The organism is Arthrobacter tecti, from assembly GCF_054511355.1.
This window is the reverse complement of record NZ_JBTNCT010000001.1, coordinates 448,716-466,301: the sequence shown is the minus strand read 5'-3', so window position 1 is coordinate 466,301 and position 17,586 is coordinate 448,716. Positions and strand designations below refer to the sequence as shown.

General features: G+C 63.7%; 15 protein-coding genes. 10 read left to right on the top strand and 5 right to left on the bottom strand.

Annotated features, from left to right (window positions below; genetic code table 11):
* Window positions 1–9: 9 nt before the first annotated feature.
* Window positions 10–468 (bottom strand): hypothetical protein, encoded by a 459-nt coding sequence (locus tag ACX80C_RS02105; RefSeq protein WP_459324561.1) that lies wholly within the window; start codon window positions 466–468, stop codon window positions 10–12.
* Window positions 465–1,229: an alpha/beta hydrolase gene (locus ACX80C_RS02100; protein WP_459324560.1), complete on the bottom strand. Its 765-nt coding sequence runs from the start codon at window positions 1,227–1,229 to the stop codon at window positions 465–467. Before ACX80C_RS02100 ends, ACX80C_RS02105 begins: the two co-directional genes overlap by 4 nt.
* A 167-nt stretch (window positions 1,230–1,396) precedes the next feature.
* On the opposite strand from ACX80C_RS02100, the gene ACX80C_RS02095 reads away from it, so the two are divergent.
* Both ACX80C_RS02095 and ACX80C_RS02090 read left to right on the top strand, forming a co-directional pair.
* Window positions 1,397–2,323 (top strand): lysophospholipid acyltransferase family protein, encoded by a 927-nt coding sequence (locus ACX80C_RS02095; protein WP_459324559.1) that lies wholly within the window; start codon window positions 1,397–1,399, stop codon window positions 2,321–2,323.
* A gap of 67 nt (window positions 2,324–2,390) precedes the next feature.
* Window positions 2,391–3,761, top strand: coding sequence for a class II 3-deoxy-7-phosphoheptulonate synthase (locus ACX80C_RS02090; protein WP_459324558.1), 1,371 nt, complete (start codon window positions 2,391–2,393; stop codon window positions 3,759–3,761).
* Between the two features lie 47 nt (window positions 3,762–3,808).
* Here ACX80C_RS02090 and pknB read toward each other — a convergent pair whose 3' ends face one another.
* The gene (gene pknB / locus ACX80C_RS02085; protein ID WP_459324628.1) at window positions 3,809–5,896 is read right to left on the bottom strand and encodes a Stk1 family PASTA domain-containing Ser/Thr kinase; all 2,088 of its coding nucleotides are present in this window, start codon (window positions 5,894–5,896) and stop codon (window positions 3,809–3,811) included.
* 120 nt (window positions 5,897–6,016) lie between these two features.
* Window positions 6,017–7,591, bottom strand: coding sequence for a LysM peptidoglycan-binding domain-containing protein (locus ACX80C_RS02080; protein ID WP_459324557.1), 1,575 nt, complete (start codon window positions 7,589–7,591; stop codon window positions 6,017–6,019).
* A 250-nt stretch (window positions 7,592–7,841) separates the two neighbouring features.
* Here ACX80C_RS02080 and ACX80C_RS02075 point away from each other — a divergent pair, with 250 nt between their 5' ends.
* Complete coding sequence (locus ACX80C_RS02075; protein ID WP_459324556.1) at window positions 7,842–8,195, top strand: Rv2175c family DNA-binding protein; 354 nt, start codon at window positions 7,842–7,844, stop codon at window positions 8,193–8,195.
* 32 nt (window positions 8,196–8,227) lie between these two features.
* Here the strand turns inward: ACX80C_RS02075 and ACX80C_RS02070 are convergent, their stop codons facing one another.
* The gene (locus ACX80C_RS02070; protein WP_459324555.1) at window positions 8,228–9,337 is read right to left on the bottom strand and encodes a polyprenyl synthetase family protein; all 1,110 of its coding nucleotides are present in this window, start codon (window positions 9,335–9,337) and stop codon (window positions 8,228–8,230) included.
* A 184-nt stretch (window positions 9,338–9,521) separates the two neighbouring features.
* Between ACX80C_RS02070 and dinB the strand changes: the two genes are divergently transcribed.
* The 7 genes from dinB (at window position 9,522) to ACX80C_RS02035 (ending at window position 17,580) form a co-directional block, all read left to right on the top strand.
* Window positions 9,522–10,763 (top strand): DNA polymerase IV, encoded by a 1,242-nt coding sequence (gene dinB, locus ACX80C_RS02065; RefSeq protein WP_459324554.1) that lies wholly within the window; start codon window positions 9,522–9,524, stop codon window positions 10,761–10,763.
* Window positions 10,764–10,972: 209 nt separating this feature from the next.
* Window positions 10,973–11,353, top strand: coding sequence for a DUF3040 domain-containing protein (locus tag ACX80C_RS02060; protein WP_459324553.1), 381 nt, complete (start codon window positions 10,973–10,975; stop codon window positions 11,351–11,353).
* Window positions 11,354–11,685: 332 nt separating this feature from the next.
* Window positions 11,686–12,117 carry a division/cell wall cluster transcriptional repressor MraZ gene (mraZ, locus tag ACX80C_RS02055; protein ID WP_459324552.1) on the top strand — a complete coding sequence of 144 codons (432 nt, stop codon included), beginning with the start codon at window positions 11,686–11,688 and terminating at the stop codon, window positions 12,115–12,117.
* A gap of 235 nt (window positions 12,118–12,352) precedes the next feature.
* Window positions 12,353–13,345, top strand: a complete 993-nt coding sequence (gene rsmH / locus ACX80C_RS02050) for a 16S rRNA (cytosine(1402)-N(4))-methyltransferase RsmH (protein WP_459324551.1) — start codon at window positions 12,353–12,355, stop codon at window positions 13,343–13,345.
* Window positions 13,342–14,094, top strand: a complete 753-nt coding sequence (locus ACX80C_RS02045; protein ID WP_459324550.1) for a hypothetical protein — start codon at window positions 13,342–13,344, stop codon at window positions 14,092–14,094. Before rsmH ends, ACX80C_RS02045 begins: the two co-directional genes overlap by 4 nt.
* A 35-nt stretch (window positions 14,095–14,129) precedes the next feature.
* Window positions 14,130–15,917, top strand: coding sequence for a peptidoglycan D,D-transpeptidase FtsI family protein (locus ACX80C_RS02040; protein WP_459324549.1), 1,788 nt, complete (start codon window positions 14,130–14,132; stop codon window positions 15,915–15,917).
* A gap of 58 nt (window positions 15,918–15,975) precedes the next feature.
* The gene (locus ACX80C_RS02035) at window positions 15,976–17,580 is read left to right on the top strand and encodes a UDP-N-acetylmuramoyl-L-alanyl-D-glutamate--2,6-diaminopimelate ligase (protein ID WP_459324627.1); all 1,605 of its coding nucleotides are present in this window, start codon (window positions 15,976–15,978) and stop codon (window positions 17,578–17,580) included.
* Window positions 17,581–17,586 lie beyond the last annotated feature (6 nt).

The window sequence follows — 17,586 nt, the reverse complement described above, 5'->3', positions numbered from 1 at the left end:
GGGGAAAGCTCAGACCGCCGCGCCGTCGTCGTCGTAATCCCGGGTTTTGGGGAGCCGGAAGATCAGGAAGACCACGCTGGCAATGAATACCGCAACGACCCCAAGCATCACGGAGGTGGGTGCAGAGCGCCAGAACATTGCAATCAGCAGCAGGGAAACAGGACCTCCCACCGCCCCCAGCCACGCCAGGACCACCAACGGATCCCCGACGCCGAGCGCGGGAGGCTCGGGAGGCTGGTAGGTGTCGTCTTCCTCATCTTCGACGGGGGAGTAGTCGCGGGGGCCGGTTACGGCGGCTCCGGGTTGGCCTTCGAAGATTGTGCGCACCCGTTCATCCCGAGACCTGGAGTCAGTCGGGGAGCCGGTGTCGGGCAACTCGCTGCTGGGGGTTTCCTCCAGCCGAGCCACCAGATCCTGCCACACGGCGTCGTCGGTGGACTCGTTCGGGTCCTGGGCTCGGGGGCTCATGCGCTGGTACCTGCCGTCACGTGCTCGATGAATGCTGCGGAGCGCTCAAAGATGAGCTCCTGGTCGTGGTCCATGGTGGCCACGTGGTAGCTGTTCTCCAACCGTACTATCTCCAGGTCCGCACTGCCGATGCGCTGTTGGAGAACATCGATGCTGCTTTCCGGCACGATCGCGTCCACATTCGACCTGAACACCAGCGTCGGAGCGGTGACCTGCGGCAGTCGCACGGTGGTGTCACGGAAGAGCTGTGAAAGCTGGTGGACGGCGGCAACCGGCGTTCGGGTATACGCGCCTTCATAGACGCCCTGCTTCTTGATGTCATTGGCGATCGGAGGCACAGACCGGAGGAAGTACTTGAGGAGCCCGGCATAGCGGGCGCGGGGATCGGCGAAAGTAAGCCCGGGATTTACGACGACGACGCCGGCCACCGGTTCCAGCGCCGCCAACCTGAGTGCCAGGGCACCGCCCATTGACAATCCGGCGACCACGACGGCATCGCTCTCCCGTGCCAGGTCCCGGTACGCAGTTTCAATCTTCCCATACCACCGCCGCCACGGTGTGCGGGCAAGTTCCTGCCATGTGGTTCCATGTCCCGGCAACAACGGGAGGCGTACCGCGAACCCCTGGTCCGCGAGATATCTCGCCCACTCCAGCAGGCTCACCGTTGATCCAGTGAAACCATGGCTGAGCAACACACCGGTACGCGCGCGTGCACCCGCTCCGTGGGAAGAGAACGCAGCGATCTCCGAAGGATCCGTCATGAACCCCATGGTGTCACCGCCTCACGTCCGCTGCCAGTGACACCCGCACAAAGGGCACCCGTAGAGTAATGTTCCAAGAAGCCCGTTGGCGGACACACGACTATGGTTGGCCTGTACTGTCCGCGCACGCGGCGTAAGAAGAACGCCCACGCAGGAAGGCTGGCAGAGTGTTCTACTGGATCATGAAGCGGATCATCGTCGGTCCACTTGTGAATCTGCTGTTCAGGCCCTGGGTCAAGGGGATGGACAATATCCCGCCGACCGGCGCAGCGGTACTGGTGAGCAATCACCTTTCCTTCTCGGACTCCATTTTCCTGCCCCTGTCTGTACCGCGTCCGGTGGTGTTCCTTGCCAAGTCCGAATACTTCACGGGGCGGGGAGTGAAGGGGAAACTCACGGCCGCCTTCTTCCGGTTGACCAACCAGTTGCCCATGGACCGCTCCGGCGGCGCGGCATCAGCCACGTCGCTGTCTGCCGGCGAAGAGGTGCTGCGGTCGGGTGGCCTTCTCGGCATCTACCCAGAAGGGACCCGGAGCCCTGACGGGCGCCTTTATCGCGGCAAGACCGGCGTTGCCAAGCTCATCCTCGCAACCGGCGTGCCGGTCATTCCGGTAGCGATGATCGGCACGGACAAGGTCCAGCCGATCGGCCGCAGGATTCCCAACATCCGCCGGATCGGCATCATTGTGGGAGAGCCGATGGATTTTCGCAGATACGCCGGGCTGGGAGAAGACCGCTTCGTTCAACGCTCAGTCACCGATGAGATTATGTACGAGCTCATGCGGCTCTCCGGCCAGGAGTACGTTGATGTGTATGCCAGCAGCGTGAAGGAGCGCCTCGCGAATGCGAAGTCCGCGGGCAAGAAGGCCCCCCGCGCCGTGGATCCAAAGCGCAGGGCGGCCGTCCGGCTGGAGGGTTCCTCCGGCAGTGAGGCCGTTCCGCCCTCGGACTCCGCGTTGCCGCCGAGCGTTGAGGGACCTTTGCCCGGCGAGATTCGCACCATCGGCCGTGCAACGGACAACCCTTCCCCGGACGCAGAGCAGCCCGGGGAAGCCCCGGATAAGGACAGCGGCCGGGACAGTCGCGCTATGTGACGGGATGGACCCTGCTGCGTGACACCCTGTTTCCGTTGGCGCCCAGCCTAACGAGTAGGCTTAAGCGGTGACCGAAACAACTGTGACCCCTGCTCCCACCCTGTCATCCACCGATCACGGGTTGGACAACTGGCGGGAGTTGGCGATTTCGCAGCAGCCCAGTTGGCAGGACGCCGCGGTGCACCAGTCCGCGTTGAAAGAACTGTCCACGCTTCCCCCGTTGGTTTTCGCAGGCGAGGTGGACGTACTTCGCGGACGGCTCGCCGATGCCGCGCAGGGTAAGGCATTCCTGCTCCAGGGCGGGGACTGCGCTGAAACCTTCGCGGGTGCTACCGCCGACCGCATCAGCGCCCGCGTGAAGACCATCCTGCAGATGGCCGTTGTGCTCACCTACGGGGCATCCCTGCCTGTAATCAAGATGGGACGCATGGCCGGGCAGTTCGCGAAGCCCCGCTCATCCAACGATGAAACCCGCGAAGGCATCACCCTCCCCGCCTACCGTGGCGACATGGTGAACGGCTACGAATTCACTCCCGAAAGCCGCGGGCACGACGCCTCCCGCATGGTGCGCGCCTACCACACCTCGGCCTCCACCCTGAACCTCATCCGTGCGTTCACGCAGGGCGGCTTCGCCGATCTACGTCTGGTTCACCACTGGAACAAAGGATTCACCGCCAATCCGGCGCACTCCCGCTACGAATCACTGGCCCGGGAAATAGACCGGGCCGTTCATTTCATGGAAGCTTGCGGAGCGGACTTCGACGCACTGACGCGCGTGGAATTTTTCGCTAGCCATGAAGCACTCCTGCTGGACTACGAGCGGGCGCTCACGCGGACTGACTCCCGCACCGGCCTGCCATACGACACCTCGGCGCACTTCCTCTGGATCGGTGAACGCACCCGGGACATTGACAGCGCGCACATCGACTTCCTTTCCAGGGTCCGCAACCCGATCGGCGTGAAGCTTGGCCCGGGAACATCCCCCGATGACGCACTGGCGCTGATCGACAAGCTCGACCCGAACCGCGAACCCGGCCGCTTGACCTTCATCACGCGGATGGGGGCCAAGAACATCCGCGAAAAGCTGCCGGAACTTGTGTCCCGGGTGACAGGCTCCGGCGCACAGGTCCTCTGGGTGACAGACCCGATGCACGGCAACACCGTGACCTCGCCAAACGGCTACAAGACGCGCAACTTCGATGACGTCATGGACGAAGTTCGCGGGTTCTTCGAGGTCCACAGCTCGCTGGGGACGTTCCCCGGCGGTCTGCACGTCGAAATGACGGGCGACGACGTCGCCGAGTGCCTGGGCGGGGCGGACCCTGTGGACCAGGAGGCTTTCCTGGAACGCTATGAGTCTGTGTGCGATCCCCGGCTCAACCACATGCAGTCCCTCGAAATGGCGTTCCTCGTGGCGGGGGCACTTTCCTCGCGCTGACCCTGAAAATCCTCCGGGTTGAACCTGCGCGCACCTGGTTCGGTTGTTCAGGTCACCGTAATGGTTACGGTGGAACCCTCCGGATGTTCGCCGGTCAGGTCCTGGCCGGCCACGAGGCCCAACACTGAACTACCGAACGCGTAGTTCACCTCGACGTTGAAACCGGCTGCTTCCAGCTTCTCGATCGCCACCGTTTCCGGGTCGGAGAAGACGTCGGGCACCATCACAATGCGCGGGCCTGCAGAGATGGTCAGTGTTACTGCCTGGCCGCGGGTCAGTTGGCCACCGGCAGGACTTTGAGTCAGCACGGATCCAGCCGGAACGTCGACATCGTTCACCTGTTCGTCGGCGATTTCCGCGGTTAGGCCGGCCGCCTCGAGTACAGCCACCGCCTCATCCTGGGGCAGGCCCAGTACCGAGGGAACATCGACCGGTTCCGGCCCTTGGGAGACTGTCAGGTTGACGACCGTCCCTGCAGGCAACTGAACGCTGACAGCGGGATCTGATGCGATGACCACACCCGTCGGGACGCTATCGCTGAATTCTCGGGTTACCTCGCCTACTCCGAACTCAGCTGCAACCAGGGCACCCGCTGCGGCCGCTTCCGAAAGGCCAACGGTTTCGGGAACGGCAAACAGTTCGGGTCCCAGTGAGACGAGTAGCTGCACACCTTCCCATCGCCGGATCTCCGTGCTTGCCGTCGGCTCGCTGCCGATGACAAGCCCTTCGTCCACGGAATCAGAATAGACTTCCTCCGCCGTGGAGGAGAGGCCAGCCTCGGTCAGCAACGCCTGAGCCGCGGTGACGGGGCGGCTGGACACATCCGGAACGGCCACGAGTGCGCCCGGTCCCACACCGAAAAACCATCCTGCCGCGGCGGCGAGGAAGACGAGCAGCGCGAGCAGGAGGACCAGGAGCACATTCCTGCGTCCCCTATTGCCCGGCCGAAGCGTCTTTTCCGGCCGCTGCGCTGCCCGCGCCTGTTCCTTCTGGTATGCCTTGAAATCCCGGCGCGCCAACTTCTCCCGCGCGGCTGCGTCAAGCTGGCGCTCGGGCCCCGAGCCGGCCATCGGTGTCGAACCCAGCACCGTGGTTGCATTCGACTCACCGCGAAGAACGGTGGTGGGGGAGCCCTGTGCCGTCACCACTTCCGTGGGATGGGAATGGTTGTCCACCACCTCGGTGTACTGCACTCCGGATTCCAAGACTTCGGTGTGGTTAGCCGGCTGGCGATGAGGCACGGAGTGCGACGCACCACCCGCGCGGGGCGCAGCAGACTGCTGGTCATGACCGAAGTCGAGTTCCGCGTCACTGAGCGTGGTGCGGATGTGGCGCAATTCGCCCAGCAGCGCATTGCCGTCGATGGGGCGTTCTTCCGGGTCCACCGCGGTGCACCAGAGCACGAGCTCGTCGAGGTCTTCGGCGAGACCGGGCATCGTGGCCGAGGGTGCTGGGACTCGGGAATTCACGTGCTGGAAGGCCACCTGGATGGGTGCTTCCCCATGGTAGGGCTGGCTGCCGGTGAGCAGCTCGAACAGCATGATGCCTGCGGAATAGATGTCGCTGCGCGCATCCGCTGCTCCGCCGGACACCAGTTCGGGTGGGAGATAGGCAGCCGTTCCCACCAGGGTTCCGGTGTTGGTGCCCGCGGACACCGCACGGGCAAGGCCGAAGTCTGCGATCTTGATGCTCCCGCGCTCCGCCAGGAGCACGTTCTCGGGCTTCACATCCCGGTGAATAAGCCCGGCGTCATGCGCAGCGGCGAGGCCCTCGACCACGGGATCGAGCATCGCCAGCGCCTGGCGCGGTGTGAGATGTCCACGTTCCCGGAGAAGGTCCCGCAGGGTGCGGCCCGGCACGTACTCCATGACGAGGTACGCAATGCTGTGCTCCGGGCCCTCTTCGACGCCCTGGTCAAGAACACCGACGACGTGCGGGTGCGACAGCCGGGCTGCAGACTTCGCTTCACGCTCAAAACGCTCAAGGAACCGCTCATCCTCTGCCAGGTGGGGGTAAAGCACTTTCAGCGCCACGTCGCGCTCAAGTCGCTGGTCGGTGGCGAGGTAGACCGTGGACATGCCCCCTCGTGCAAGGCGTGAATGAACCCTGTATCTACCGTCAACAACGGTATCCACCAGTGGGTCCTTCAGCCGCTCGCGCACTCTTCGATACTAAGTGAAACAGCGGCCGGTGCGGACACCAACACAGTGTTGACGCAGCATCGGCCGCTGTCCGCGGCTATACAGGGCAGGGGCTCAGCGGAAGTTCTTCTGATGAGCCTTGATTGCCGCCACGTAGTTCTTGGTGTCAGCGAACATCCCGTGCGTCTGAACCGAATACTGGCCCTGGTAGTAGGAAGCGATCGCATCGTCCAAATTGGGGCTGGAGCGGATCAGGGCGCGGATAATCGCGACGCCGGCAGTTGCGTTGTCATACGGATCCAGGAGATTCAGTTTGCGACCCACCAGATCGGAAGCCCATTCGCCCGACATGGGAATGACCTGCATGGCTCCGATCGCATTGGCGGGGGAGACCGCCCGCTGGTTGAATCCGGACTCCTGGTAGGAGAAAGCGAGGGCGAGGCTGGGATCAACGCCCATCTTGCGTGCGGTGTCCGCCACGATGGCTTTCATCTGCGACTGTGAGGGGACCGGCAACCCATTGAGGGTGTGCTTGTTCTTGTTCGCCTCAGCCACGACGGCGTCCGGGTAGGTGTAGTGGAGGAAAGTGTTCGGGACCAGGTCCGCGGGCTTCTCTTCGGGCTTCGCTTTGGTAGCACCGGGGATTGTGAGCTTCTTGCCGGGGTGGATGATCGTGGTGGCAGTGAGCTTGTTGGCCGAGAGCAAGGCGCTCAGGCTGATACCGTGCCGGGCAGCGATCGCACCGAGCGTGTCTCCTGCCTTGATTGTGTACTGGCCGCCGGATGGCTGGGCAGGCGCCGGCTTCTTGGCGGGTGGGGTGGACTGGACGGCTACGCTCGAGCCGCCTCCCAGCTTGATCTTCTGTCCGGGATGAATGATTGAGTTCATCGACAGCCCGTTGGCGGAGAGCACCGTGCCGAGGCTGACGCCGTGGCGTGCCGCGATTGCGCCAAGGGTGTCTCCCGGTTTGATGGTGTAGGTCTCTGCTGGGCTCCCTGTTGACGGCTTGGGCGTTGCAGGCTTGGGTGCAGCCGGCTTGGGTGCGGGCGTGGACGTAGCCACACCCCCGACCTTGATTTTCTGGCCGGGATGGATGATCGAGCTCATCGAGAGTCCGTTGGCCTGGAGCACCGAGCCCAGGCTCACGTTGTGCCGGGACGCAATGCCGCTGAGGGTGTCGCCGGGTTTCACCGCATAGGTGCCCGCGGGTGTGTTGGCTCCTGCGGACTCCTTCTTCGGAGCCGAGGGCGAGCTGGCCGATCCGCTGAGCTTGATTTTCTGGCCGGGATGGATGATCGAGTTGATATTCAGCCCGTTCAGCTTCAGCACGTCATGCATCTTCAGCCCGTGGCGGGTAGCGATACCGCTGATTGTGTCGCCGGAACGAACAACGTAGGCCGTGGGCGTGCTCTGCATCGGCATGACCCGAGGAACCTGGGAAGCGACAAGCGCTGCGGGTACGAGTGCTGCGTTCGGCCCCTTGATAACCGGGATGAATTTCAGCGGCTGGTAGGCGGTGTGGTTCGGCGCCGTAGCTGCGGCGGCCGGCGCAGCAGCGAGGGCTACCGATGACAGTACGACGGCGGGAATCGCCGCGGTCGAAACCGCGATGTTGATTCCGCGGTTCCTTGGTGGCTGATTGCAGGCGGCGGATGCGTTCAGCGGCGATGACGGGCGCTGGGCGGTCATGTCTGGTCCTCGTCTATGTTGGCGGGCTGGCCCGCGCGTGGGAGGGCAGGAGCGCCAGTCAATGCCGCCGTGATCCCCTTGCCCCATGGTGCAGTTGAGACACAAGTTGTTAGTGTTACTCATGTGACTTATGTGAATCTACACTATTTGTCGCATACCACAACAGTTACTTCTCGCCCGATATTTTGGCTTCTTCCGCGTGTTGGGGAAGTGGGTGGAGTCCCGCGTATCCGCGTGGCACGCTTAAGGGGTGGATAACCTTGAGAATCTAGTCCCCGACTGGCTCCCGCTGCCCGATGTCGCGGAGGCCCTGAACGTGTCTGTCACGAAGGTGCACGGATTGCTGAACGAGCGCGCCCTCGTTGCAGTGCGCGTCACTGAGCGGGGAATCCGGTCCGTTCCGGCTGAGTTCATCGCCGATGGTCACGTGCTGGATAGTCTCAAGGGAACCATTGCGGTGCTGGGCGACTCAGGTTTCACTGACGAGGACATCATTCGCTGGCTTTACACAGATGACGACTCCCTTCCGGGCAGGCCAATCGACGCCCTGAAGGAAGGGCGCAAGACGGAGATTCGCCGTCGTGCGCAGGCGCTCGCCTGGTAACGGTTCCTGCTGTCTGTCAGCGGGCGGGTGTCCTACGAAACCCGAACAATGGCAGCTGTAGCCAGTGATGCGAGCGCTGCGCGACACAATGGGTTGAGGTCCATACTTTCCAGGGCGCTGGAGCTGGTGGCGGCCCGTTCGGTGATGAGCGCCTCCACCTCGTCCCGCGCTCCCGACCGGTCAATGATCGTGCGCAGAGTCAGCACCTCAGCGTCAGTAAGTCCGGAGAGCCCGAGTCCCGCGTTGAGGGCAGCGCGATCGGCCGGGTCACAGTGCTGGAGCGCCTTGGCGATGAGCACGGTCCGCTTACCTTCCCGCAGGTCGTCGCCCGCGGGTTTTCCGGTCATCTCGGGATCGCCGTAAACCCCGAGGAGGTCATCCCGCAACTGGAACGCTTCCCCCAGCGGAAGGGCAAAGGCTGAATACGCGGCCAGAACTGACTCAGATGCCCCGGCCAGCGCTCCGCCGATGCGCAGCGGATGTTCGGTCGAGTACTTGGCGGACTTGAAGCGCACGATGGTGAGGGCGCGATCGACGGCGTCCCCAGCATCCCTGCCCGGCCCCACCGCCTCCTCAAGCAGGTCGAGATACTGGCCCGCCATCACTTCGGTTCTCATGAGGTTGAAGATGGAGCGTGCGCGGCCCGCTTCGCCGGACGCGCCCGGTGTGCCGGCGAATGCCTCTTCGCTGAGGGCGAGGCACAGGTCGCCGGCCAGGATGGCCGCAGCAGCGCCGAAACGCTCTGGGTCCAGGCGCCATTCGCCGTCGATATGGCGGGCCTCGAAGCGCCTGTGTACGCTTGGCGCGCCCCGCCTGAAGTCGGAGCGGTCAATGATGTCGTCGTGGATGAGCGCCGCCGCCTGGAACAACTCAAGCGCCATGCCTGCGGTGACGATGCCGGGGTCGTCATCTGCTCCTCCCGCACCCCGCCACCCCCAATAGCACAGCAACGGGCGCAGCTTCTTGCCGCCGGTTGTCAGGTCCTCGATCGCGTCGACCAGAGCGACGCTGTCCTGGGCGATCGAGCCGAGAATTGTGCGCTGAGTTGAGAAGAATTCGCGGCTGGCCGTGGCGAGATTCTGCCTGAACCGGTCCTGCTCCATCTGGACGGCTGATGGTGTCAAAGGCGTCCCGGCAGTCATGGCTCCAAGCCTAACGGTAGGGTCCCGGCGCGAGCGTCAGCGAGTGCTGGGGGGCCGTTAGGCGCTAACGGTAGGGTCCCGGCGCGAGCGTCAGCGAGTGCTGGGGGGGCCGTTAGGCGCTAACGGTAGGGTCCCCGGCGCGAGCGTCGGCCGGCGGCGCAGCATCGAGGCATAGGATGGGCTCATGCCCGCTCGTTCCGACCTCGCGGGAATCGAGGACGCGGACTGCGCCATCCTGCACGTGGATATGGACGCGTTTTACGTGTCTGTTGAGCTTCTGTCCCGTCCGGAGCTTCGGGGGAAGGCCGTCATTGCCGGATCGCCGTCCGGACGTTCCGTAGTGCTTTCGGCGTCCTACGAGGCGAGGCGTTTCGGTGTGCGCTCGGCCATGCCGATGTCGACCGCCATGCGCTTATGCCCGCACGCGGTCATCGTAGAGCCGCATCATAACCGGTACGCCGAAGTTTCCGCCGCGGTGATGGAGATTTTCGGAACCATCACGCCCCTGGTCGAGCAGCTCAGCGTCGATGAGGCCTTTCTCGACGTGGCGGGTTCGATCAGGCGGCTCGGCTCGCCGCGCACAATCGGTGAGGAGATCCGCGCGAGGATCAGCAGGGAGCTCGGCATTACGGCCAGCGTAGGAATCGCCTCGACCAAGTTCGTTGCCAAGATCGCTTCGACGCGTGCGAAGCCGGATGGACTGCTGCTCGTTCCCGCGGCCAGTACCGTGGAGTACCTGCATACGCTCCCGGTGTCTGCGCTCTGGGGCGTGGGGGTCAAGACGCAGGAGGTGCTGGCAAGGCTCGGTATCTCGACGGTGGAGGATGTCGCTCGCACGCCGGTATCTGTTCTTCAACGCCTCCTCGGGGTATCTGGAACGCACGTGCACCAGCTCGCCTGGGGCAAGGATCCGAGGCCGGTGACGGTCACCCGCCAGGAGAAGAGTATTGGCGCTGAGGAGACGTTTGCGGCGGATGTGGCCGACGACGACATCCTGCGGGCCGAGCTGCTTCGGCTCTCCCACCGCACCGCTTCCCGGCTGCGGGCAGCCCATCTCCGGACGGGCGGCATCTCCCTCAAACTGCGGTATGCCGACTTCTCCACGTTGACACGCTCACGCAGGCTGGCGGAACCGGTGGACAGTGCGCATGCGCTCTATGGTGCGGCATGCCTGCTCCTGGATTCCCTTGGCCCGCGGCCGATGAGTGTCCGGCTGATCGGCATTCGTGCCGAACGGCTGGAAACAGGGGACGACGGTGCGCACCAGCTCACGATCGATCGCAGGGATGACAACTGGCGCGTTGCGGAGGAGACACTCGATAAGGTGAAGGGAAAATTTGGGGCCTCGGTGATCATGCCCGCGCGGTTGTTGGACCGACGGATGCCGGAAACCGGTGAGGGCAGGAATCCGCGGTCACATCGTTGATTTCGCGCAGAAGTAAGGGTCTCCACTTCAAATCTCCGGCTTTCGCTGGACGGCATTGCAATCTATCCTTATTACAAGGGGGCGAACCAGGTGTTGGCCCACTCAGATCAGCAGGCCGGTGCCATTGGCTGCAGTTCAGCCGGGAACCAGTTCCCGGCAATGCGCGTTGTTGGGTTGAGGGATTCGGTATTAGTAGCAAGGAGGCAGTGATGGCACTCTCGGAGCACGAGCAGCGGCTGCTTGACCAGTTGGAACAACAGCTTCATGCCGATGATCCCAAATTTGCCCACTCCATGGCGTCGAGCACGCCCCGCTCCATGTCCACGCGGCGCATTGTGCTTGGGTCGCTGGTTACGGTGGCAGGCTTGGCAGTCTTGCTGCTGGGAATCACCAACCAGTTCATTCCTGTGGGGGTGGCCGGCTTCCTGATCATGGGAGCAGGGGTGTACTACGCCACCACAAAGTCCAAGTTGAGCGGGTCTGCCCCGGGTGGCGGCAAGGACACGAAGACGGCCAGCGCTTCCCGCGGTAACGGCTTTCTCAGCAGCCTCGAAGAGAAATGGGATGAGCGCAAACGGGATCAACCGTAGCTTCACCCATTTGCTGGTAGCCAGCGCCCTCCACTTTCAACCACCGGACCCGCTTAGATAGCGGGTCCGGTGGTTTTTTTTCGTCCTCAGGCGCCTCGGCGCTCCTGAAACTGCAGGCCAAGGGCACTGCTCCTCCAATGGCGTGCCAAAGGGCGCCCGTCTTCCTCACTTCCCACCACGGGTGTACTTCCGCGCGTTTATGCGGTCCCGAGATCACATCCGGGAGAGAAACGGGACGGAGTGGATTGACGGGGGAGGAATGTGGAGTAAAGTGGTGGCTATAAGAGCGTAGTGGTTGCGCTTAGCCCTCCCGGACGGACAGGCGGTGGCAGATGTTCCTCGGAACACACACTCCCCGCCTTGACGAGAAGGGTCGGTTGATCCTTCCGGCCAAGTTCCGCGATGAGCTGAGCGACGGCCTGGTATTGACCAGGGGGCAGGAGCGCTGCATCTACGTTTTTAGTCAGCGGGAGTTCGAAAAGGTTCACGAGCAGATGCGGGAAGCACCTATATCTTCGCGTCAGGCAAGGGACTACATCCGCGTCTTCCTGTCCGGCGCCTCAGATGAGGTTCCGGACAAGCAGGGCCGGGTAACTATTCCACCTACCCTGCGGAACTATGCAGGGCTGGACCGGGAGCTGGCAGTGATCGGTGCGGGAAGCCGCGCGGAGATCTGGGACGCATCCGCCTGGAACAGCTATCTCGAAGAGAAGGAAAACTCCTTCTCCGAAACTGACGAAGATGCGCTGCCGGGCATTATCTGACAGTCGCTGCCAACCACCACAACAGGACATTCGACAAGCAAGTACCCGGCAGGACACCAGCGAGATCTTCTCTTGCATGAGACCTCCAGCCGCTTGGGCCTTGAACTACCTGACTCAACTTCCCCTGAGTCAGGCAGGCAAGGGCCCGGAGCGGATGGGGATCTGATTCAAGAAGAGGCCGCAGCGGCCAGTTACCGGGTGCGCATCTGGAGGAACGGCAGGAAGGAGCGGGCAGATGGGCAGGGAACGTCCCACCGAGGACCGGCATATCCCGGTACTGCGCAATCGTTGCCTGGCCCTCCTGGCGCCCGCAATCGAAACAGCCGGCGACGGCGCCGTCGTCGTTGACGCCACCCTGGGTATGGGCGGCCATTCTGAAGCTCTCCTCGAACGGTTCCCCAAACTCCACCTTGTAGGCATCGACCGCGATCGCCAGGCGCTGCAGCTCGCGGGGGAACGTCTCTCCGCCTATGAGAACCGGTTGGATCTGGTTCACGCCGTCTATGACGAAATCCCGCCAGTTCTCGAAGACCTTGGGATCCCGCAAGTGCACGGCGTGCTGTTCGACCTCGGAGTCTCCTCTCTGCAGCTCGATGAGCGTGAAAGGGGCTTCGCCTATTCCTTCGACGCCCCGCTGGACATGCGCATGGACACCAGCACCGGACAGACCGCCGCAGATGTAGTGAACGCCTATTCGGAGAATGAATTGCTTCGGATCATCCGCACCTGGGGCGAAGAGAAGTTCGCGGGACGCATCGCGTCCGCAATTGTAGGAGCACGCCAGGAGAAGCCATTCGCAACCACCGGCGAGCTGGTGGACGCGATCCGCTCCGTTGTGCCCGCGGGTGCGGCCCGCACAGGAGGGCATCCCGCTAAACGGACGTTCCAGGCATTGCGCATCGAGGTCAACGAGGAACTCACCGTCCTGACGCGGGCCATTCCGTCCGCGATCGACGTTCTCGCGGTACAGGGCCGTGTGGTTGCCATGTCCTACCACTCGCTCGAGGACAAGATCGTGAAGGCTGCGTTCGCTGCAGGGACACGCTCCTCTGCCCCGCCGGGCTTCCCGGTGGAACTCGAAGAGCACAAGCCATACCTGAGCGCGCTCACCCGCGGGACCGAAGCCCCCACCGACCAGGAGATAGCGGATAATCCCCGCGCCGCCTCCGCGAAGCTTCGAGCAGTGGAACGCACCAGACCAAGCACGAGAGACAGGAACGCGCGATGAGCACTTCTCTGAAGTCGAGGCCGGGCGTGACGTCGCGCCCGCATTCGAACGCCGGTCCAAATAGGCTGCGGGCCCACAATGAAGCGATGGGCGCGGTCGCCGGTAACACTGCCCGGGCGTTGTCCCTTCCTGCGGTACAGCAGCCGGAGCGCATACGACGCCGGACCCCTCTCTCCGTTGTGCCGGCCCGGCCCACGCGGGGCCGGGTCCCATTCGCTGTTTTCAGCATGCTCGCCCTTGTTGCCGCGCTGGTGGTGGTACTGATGCTCAACATCTCCGTTTCGAGCAGCCAGTACCGGCTTGTGTCACTCCGCGGCGAGGAAGTGGCTTTGGCACAGGAGAATCAGGCGCTTACCCAGCAACTGGAAAACCTGCGCGCGCCACAGAATCTTGCCGTCGCGGCGGGTGAACTCGACATGGTCGCCTCCCCGACATTCGGCTCCATTGATATAGATTCGTTGGCAGTCACCGGCAGCCCGGAGCCAGCCAAGGAGTCCGATGCACCGCCCGTTCTCATACCGGCACCAGCCGTGAGTACAACCAACGACGTCGGTACAGCACCTCTGCCCGCGGAGCCTGCCGACGCCGCCGGCGAGTCAGAGCTCCCGGCGGAAGCGCCGGAAGCACCGCCGTCATCCTCGGATGAGCCCCCGGCGAATGAAGCGCAGGCCGCCGCGCCAACGGAGCCCGAACCGGCGGCGGGCGGCGGAACCATCCCGGCACCCCAGCAGGCCGCACCCGGACAGTAAGAACCCAACCGTCGAGCAATAGCGAGGATCCGACAGTGGCACGAGCGGAAACCCCCAATCACGAAGCGCTTCGGGTGGCACTCGGAGCCGCGCGTCTCAGGGTGGGTTTGGCCTTCGTGCTCATCCTGCTGTTGGTGCTCGGCGTCCGGCTTTTCCAGGTGCAGGGGCTCGACCTCGGAGGCATGGCGCAGGTGGGGCTCAACAAGCGGTTGGTGTCGCAACCGGTGCCGGCGATCCGGGGGAGCATCCTCGACGACGAAGGCAACGAACTGGCGCACACGGTGCAGCGCTTTGACATTGTGGTTGACCAGACACTGAGCGACGTCGAATCTTTCTACCGGTTTGAAGCCGAAACGGACGAGGAGCCCACTGAGATCCCGATGGAGCAGGGATTCCAGGAGCTTTCAGCGATCCTCGGCCAGGATGTCGGAACGCTTAAAGCCTCAATCCTGGGCGAAGACAAGTTTGCCCTTGTTGCGCGCTCGGTGACGCCCGATGTACGCAACAAGGTAATGGACATCAAGATGCCGGGGATATATGCGGACGAAACTACCCTCCGTACCTATCCCTCAGGAGCCGTCGCCGGTGAAATTGTCGGGTCATTGGGGACCGACGAACCGCTGAGCGGCATCGAGCTCACCCAGAAAGATCGGCTGACCGGGACGCCGGGAAGCCGTACCTTCGAAATCGGTGGCGACGGCATCCGCATCCCCTACGCAACCAATGAGGATGTGCCCGCCGAAGATGGACAGTCCGTCCGGCTCACGATCGACCGGGACCTGCAGTTCTTCGCACAGCAGACCATCGCCGCCCAGGTGCAGGACTACAACGCGCAGTGGGGCAGCATAGTGGTGATGGAGGCGGGAAGCGGCGCCATCAAGGCAATGGCTCAGTCCACGTCACCGGATCCCAACAACTTCACCGCGACGGACCCCGAGTTCCGGAAGGCACTTTCAGTGACGGCCTCGTTCGAGCCGGGCTCCACCACCAAGCTCATCACCATGGCGGCCGCCCTGGAAGAAGGCATAATTGAGCCCACAAGCCGGTTCGAGATCCCGCCGAGCTACACGGTTGACAACCAAACCTTCACGGATGCCTTCGAGCACGGTACCGAGCAGCGTACTGCTGCGGGAATCTTCGCCAAGTCGATGAACACGGGTACGGTGATGATCGGCGAACAACTCACACCCCAGCAGCGCTATGACTGGCTCCGCAAGTTCGGCGTCGGCGAGCCGCTCAACGTCGGCCTCAACGGTGAGACCTCCGGGATCCTGCCCACTCCCGACACCTGGGATCCCCGGCAGCAGTACACCGTCCTGTTCGGGCAGGGCCTCGCTCAGACCGCGCTCCACACAGCTTCGATCTACCAGACGATCGCGAACGACGGCGTGCGGCTGCAACCCCGCCTCATCGATGCCTACATCGACCCTGACGGTACGGAGCACAAGGTTCCGCAGGCGGAGGGCACGCGGGTTGTGTCTGAGGAGACTGTGGGCAAGCTGCACAACATGCTCGAGACGGTGACGGTGGAGGGATCGGGTGCCACAGGGGCGCTGGAGGAGTACCGCGTCGGCTCGAAGACCGGCACTGCCGAAGCCCCAAGCCCGCAGGGGGGCTACGACGGCTACACACTCTCCTATGCGGGAATGGCCCCGATGGAGGACCCCAAGTATGTGGTGGTCGTGACCCTGCAGCGGCCCCAGGGAGACCTGTACTATCTGCTTCCGGGGGATTCTTTCCAGAAGGTCATGAAGCACGTCCTCAATTCGAATAACGTTCCGCCTTCCACCGGTAAGCCCGAAACTTACCCGGTTGTGTACTGATTTATCGCGTAAGCAGGCTCCAGTGTCCATAAATGAACAGTCAGGCGCGGCTTCGCGCATGCGTCCCGACGTCGTCGTGCCCCGCTCCATGAGCCAGATCCTTGCTGCCCTTCCGGCCGGGCTCCCTCCGGTGCAGCTCGCGGACGGGGGAGACAACGACGACGACGGCGCCGCCTCGGTCACAGGTGTCACCATCGACTCGCGCGAAGTGCTTCGCGGGGACTTGTACGTCGCAGTGCCCGGCACCGGACGTCACGGTGCCGACTTCACGGCCCAGGCGGTTGCCGCAGGCGCCAGTGCGGTGCTGACCGATGACGCGGGGCTGGAAACCGCAGCGGCGGCGCTTCGCGGTACCGGCATTCCGCTGTACCGTGCGGCGCCGGTGCGGGACTATGTCGGGCCCCTTGCCGCCGTCGTCTTTGACAGCCAGCCGGCGCGGGAACGTCCGACTCTTTTCGGCGTCACCGGAACCAACGGGAAGACCACCACCACCTACTTCCTGAACGCGCTGAGTGCGTCGCTGGGTTTGAGCACCGGCCTGATTGGCACCATCGAGATTCGCGCCGGAGACTCAGCTATCCCGTCCGCACTGACAACACCCGAATCCCCCCAGGTTCATGGGATCCTCGCGCTCATGCGGGAGAGGGGTATCGAGGCGGCCGCCATGGAGGTGTCCTCCCATGCCGTGGAGTACCGCCGGATTGATGGCGTGCGGTTCGACGTCGTCGGCTTCACCAACCTCACCCAGGACCACCTCGACCTGCACGGCACCATGGACGAATACTTCGACGCCAAGGCCGCCCTCTTCAGCCGGAATCGGGCGGACCGGGCCGTCATCATCGTGGATGATGAATGGGGCCGGCGCCTGGCCAGGCAAACGGACCTGGAAACCGTCACGCTGTCCGTGGGCGGTGGATCGTCCGCGGAATGGACGGTATCCGGGATTTCCCGGGTCGGGCTGGGGCACGCATTCACACTCAGCGGGCCGGCCGGGGAGGAGCTTGTGCTCCGGTGTGGACTGCCCGGAACCTTCAACGTGGCGAACGCTGCGTTGGCGGCCGTCATGGTTCTCGCAACCGGTGTGTCCTATCAGGACCTGCAGCGCGCGGCCGAGCTCAACGATCCGTTCACCACCGAAGTCCCCGGCCGGATGCAACTGATCGGTGAAGACCCGGCGGCTATCGTCGATTTCGCCCACAATCCGGACGCCCTCGCGCTGACTCTCGAGTCGGTGCGCGTCCCTAGGGCGGATTCGCGACTGCTCATCGTTTTCGGTGCAACAGGGCAGCGCGACGTCTCAAAGCGCCCGGTGATGGGAGCTACCGCCGCTCGCCTCGCCGACGTGGTGATCGTCACTGACGATGATCCGCATGACGAGGACGAAGCGGTTATCCGCGCAGGTGTCCTGGAGGGCGCGCAAGGGGCTAAAGACGCCGAGAATCTTTCCTGCGAGATCCTTGAAATCTTCCCGCGGGCCGCTGCAATCGACCGGGCCGTGGCGCTGGCGCGGAAGGGCGACGTCGTCCTTGTCGCGGGCCGCGGACACGAGGTCTGGCAGGAGGTCAAGGGCGTGAATCTGCCGCTCGATGACCGGGCTGAACTGGCGGCGGCATTGACACGGCATGGATTCTCTGCGCTCTCCGGCAACAGGATAGAGTCCTAGATCGTC

Excerpts from the sequence above, each read along its gene's own strand:
- rsmH (WP_459324551.1), top strand. The coding sequence starts at position 12,353 with ATGGGCAGGGAACGTCCCACCGAGGACCGGCATATCCCGGTACTGCGC.
- ACX80C_RS02070 (WP_459324555.1), bottom strand. The coding sequence starts at position 9,337 with ATGACTGCCGGGACGCCTTTGACACCATCAGCCGTCCAGATGGAGCAG.
- ACX80C_RS02080 (WP_459324557.1), bottom strand. The coding sequence starts at position 7,591 with ATGACCGCCCAGCGCCCGTCATCGCCGCTGAACGCATCCGCCGCCTGC.
- ACX80C_RS02105 (WP_459324561.1), bottom strand. The coding sequence starts at position 468 with ATGAGCCCCCGAGCCCAGGACCCGAACGAGTCCACCGACGACGCCGTG.
- ACX80C_RS02060 (WP_459324553.1), top strand. The coding sequence starts at position 10,973 with ATGGCACTCTCGGAGCACGAGCAGCGGCTGCTTGACCAGTTGGAACAA.
- ACX80C_RS02100 (WP_459324560.1), bottom strand. The coding sequence starts at position 1,229 with ATGACGGATCCTTCGGAGATCGCTGCGTTCTCTTCCCACGGAGCGGGT.
- ACX80C_RS02035 (WP_459324627.1), top strand. The coding sequence starts at position 15,976 with ATGCGTCCCGACGTCGTCGTGCCCCGCTCCATGAGCCAGATCCTTGCT.
- ACX80C_RS02045 (WP_459324550.1), top strand. The coding sequence starts at position 13,342 with ATGAGCACTTCTCTGAAGTCGAGGCCGGGCGTGACGTCGCGCCCGCAT.
- mraZ (WP_459324552.1), top strand. The coding sequence starts at position 11,686 with ATGTTCCTCGGAACACACACTCCCCGCCTTGACGAGAAGGGTCGGTTG.
- dinB (WP_459324554.1), top strand. The coding sequence starts at position 9,522 with ATGCCCGCTCGTTCCGACCTCGCGGGAATCGAGGACGCGGACTGCGCC.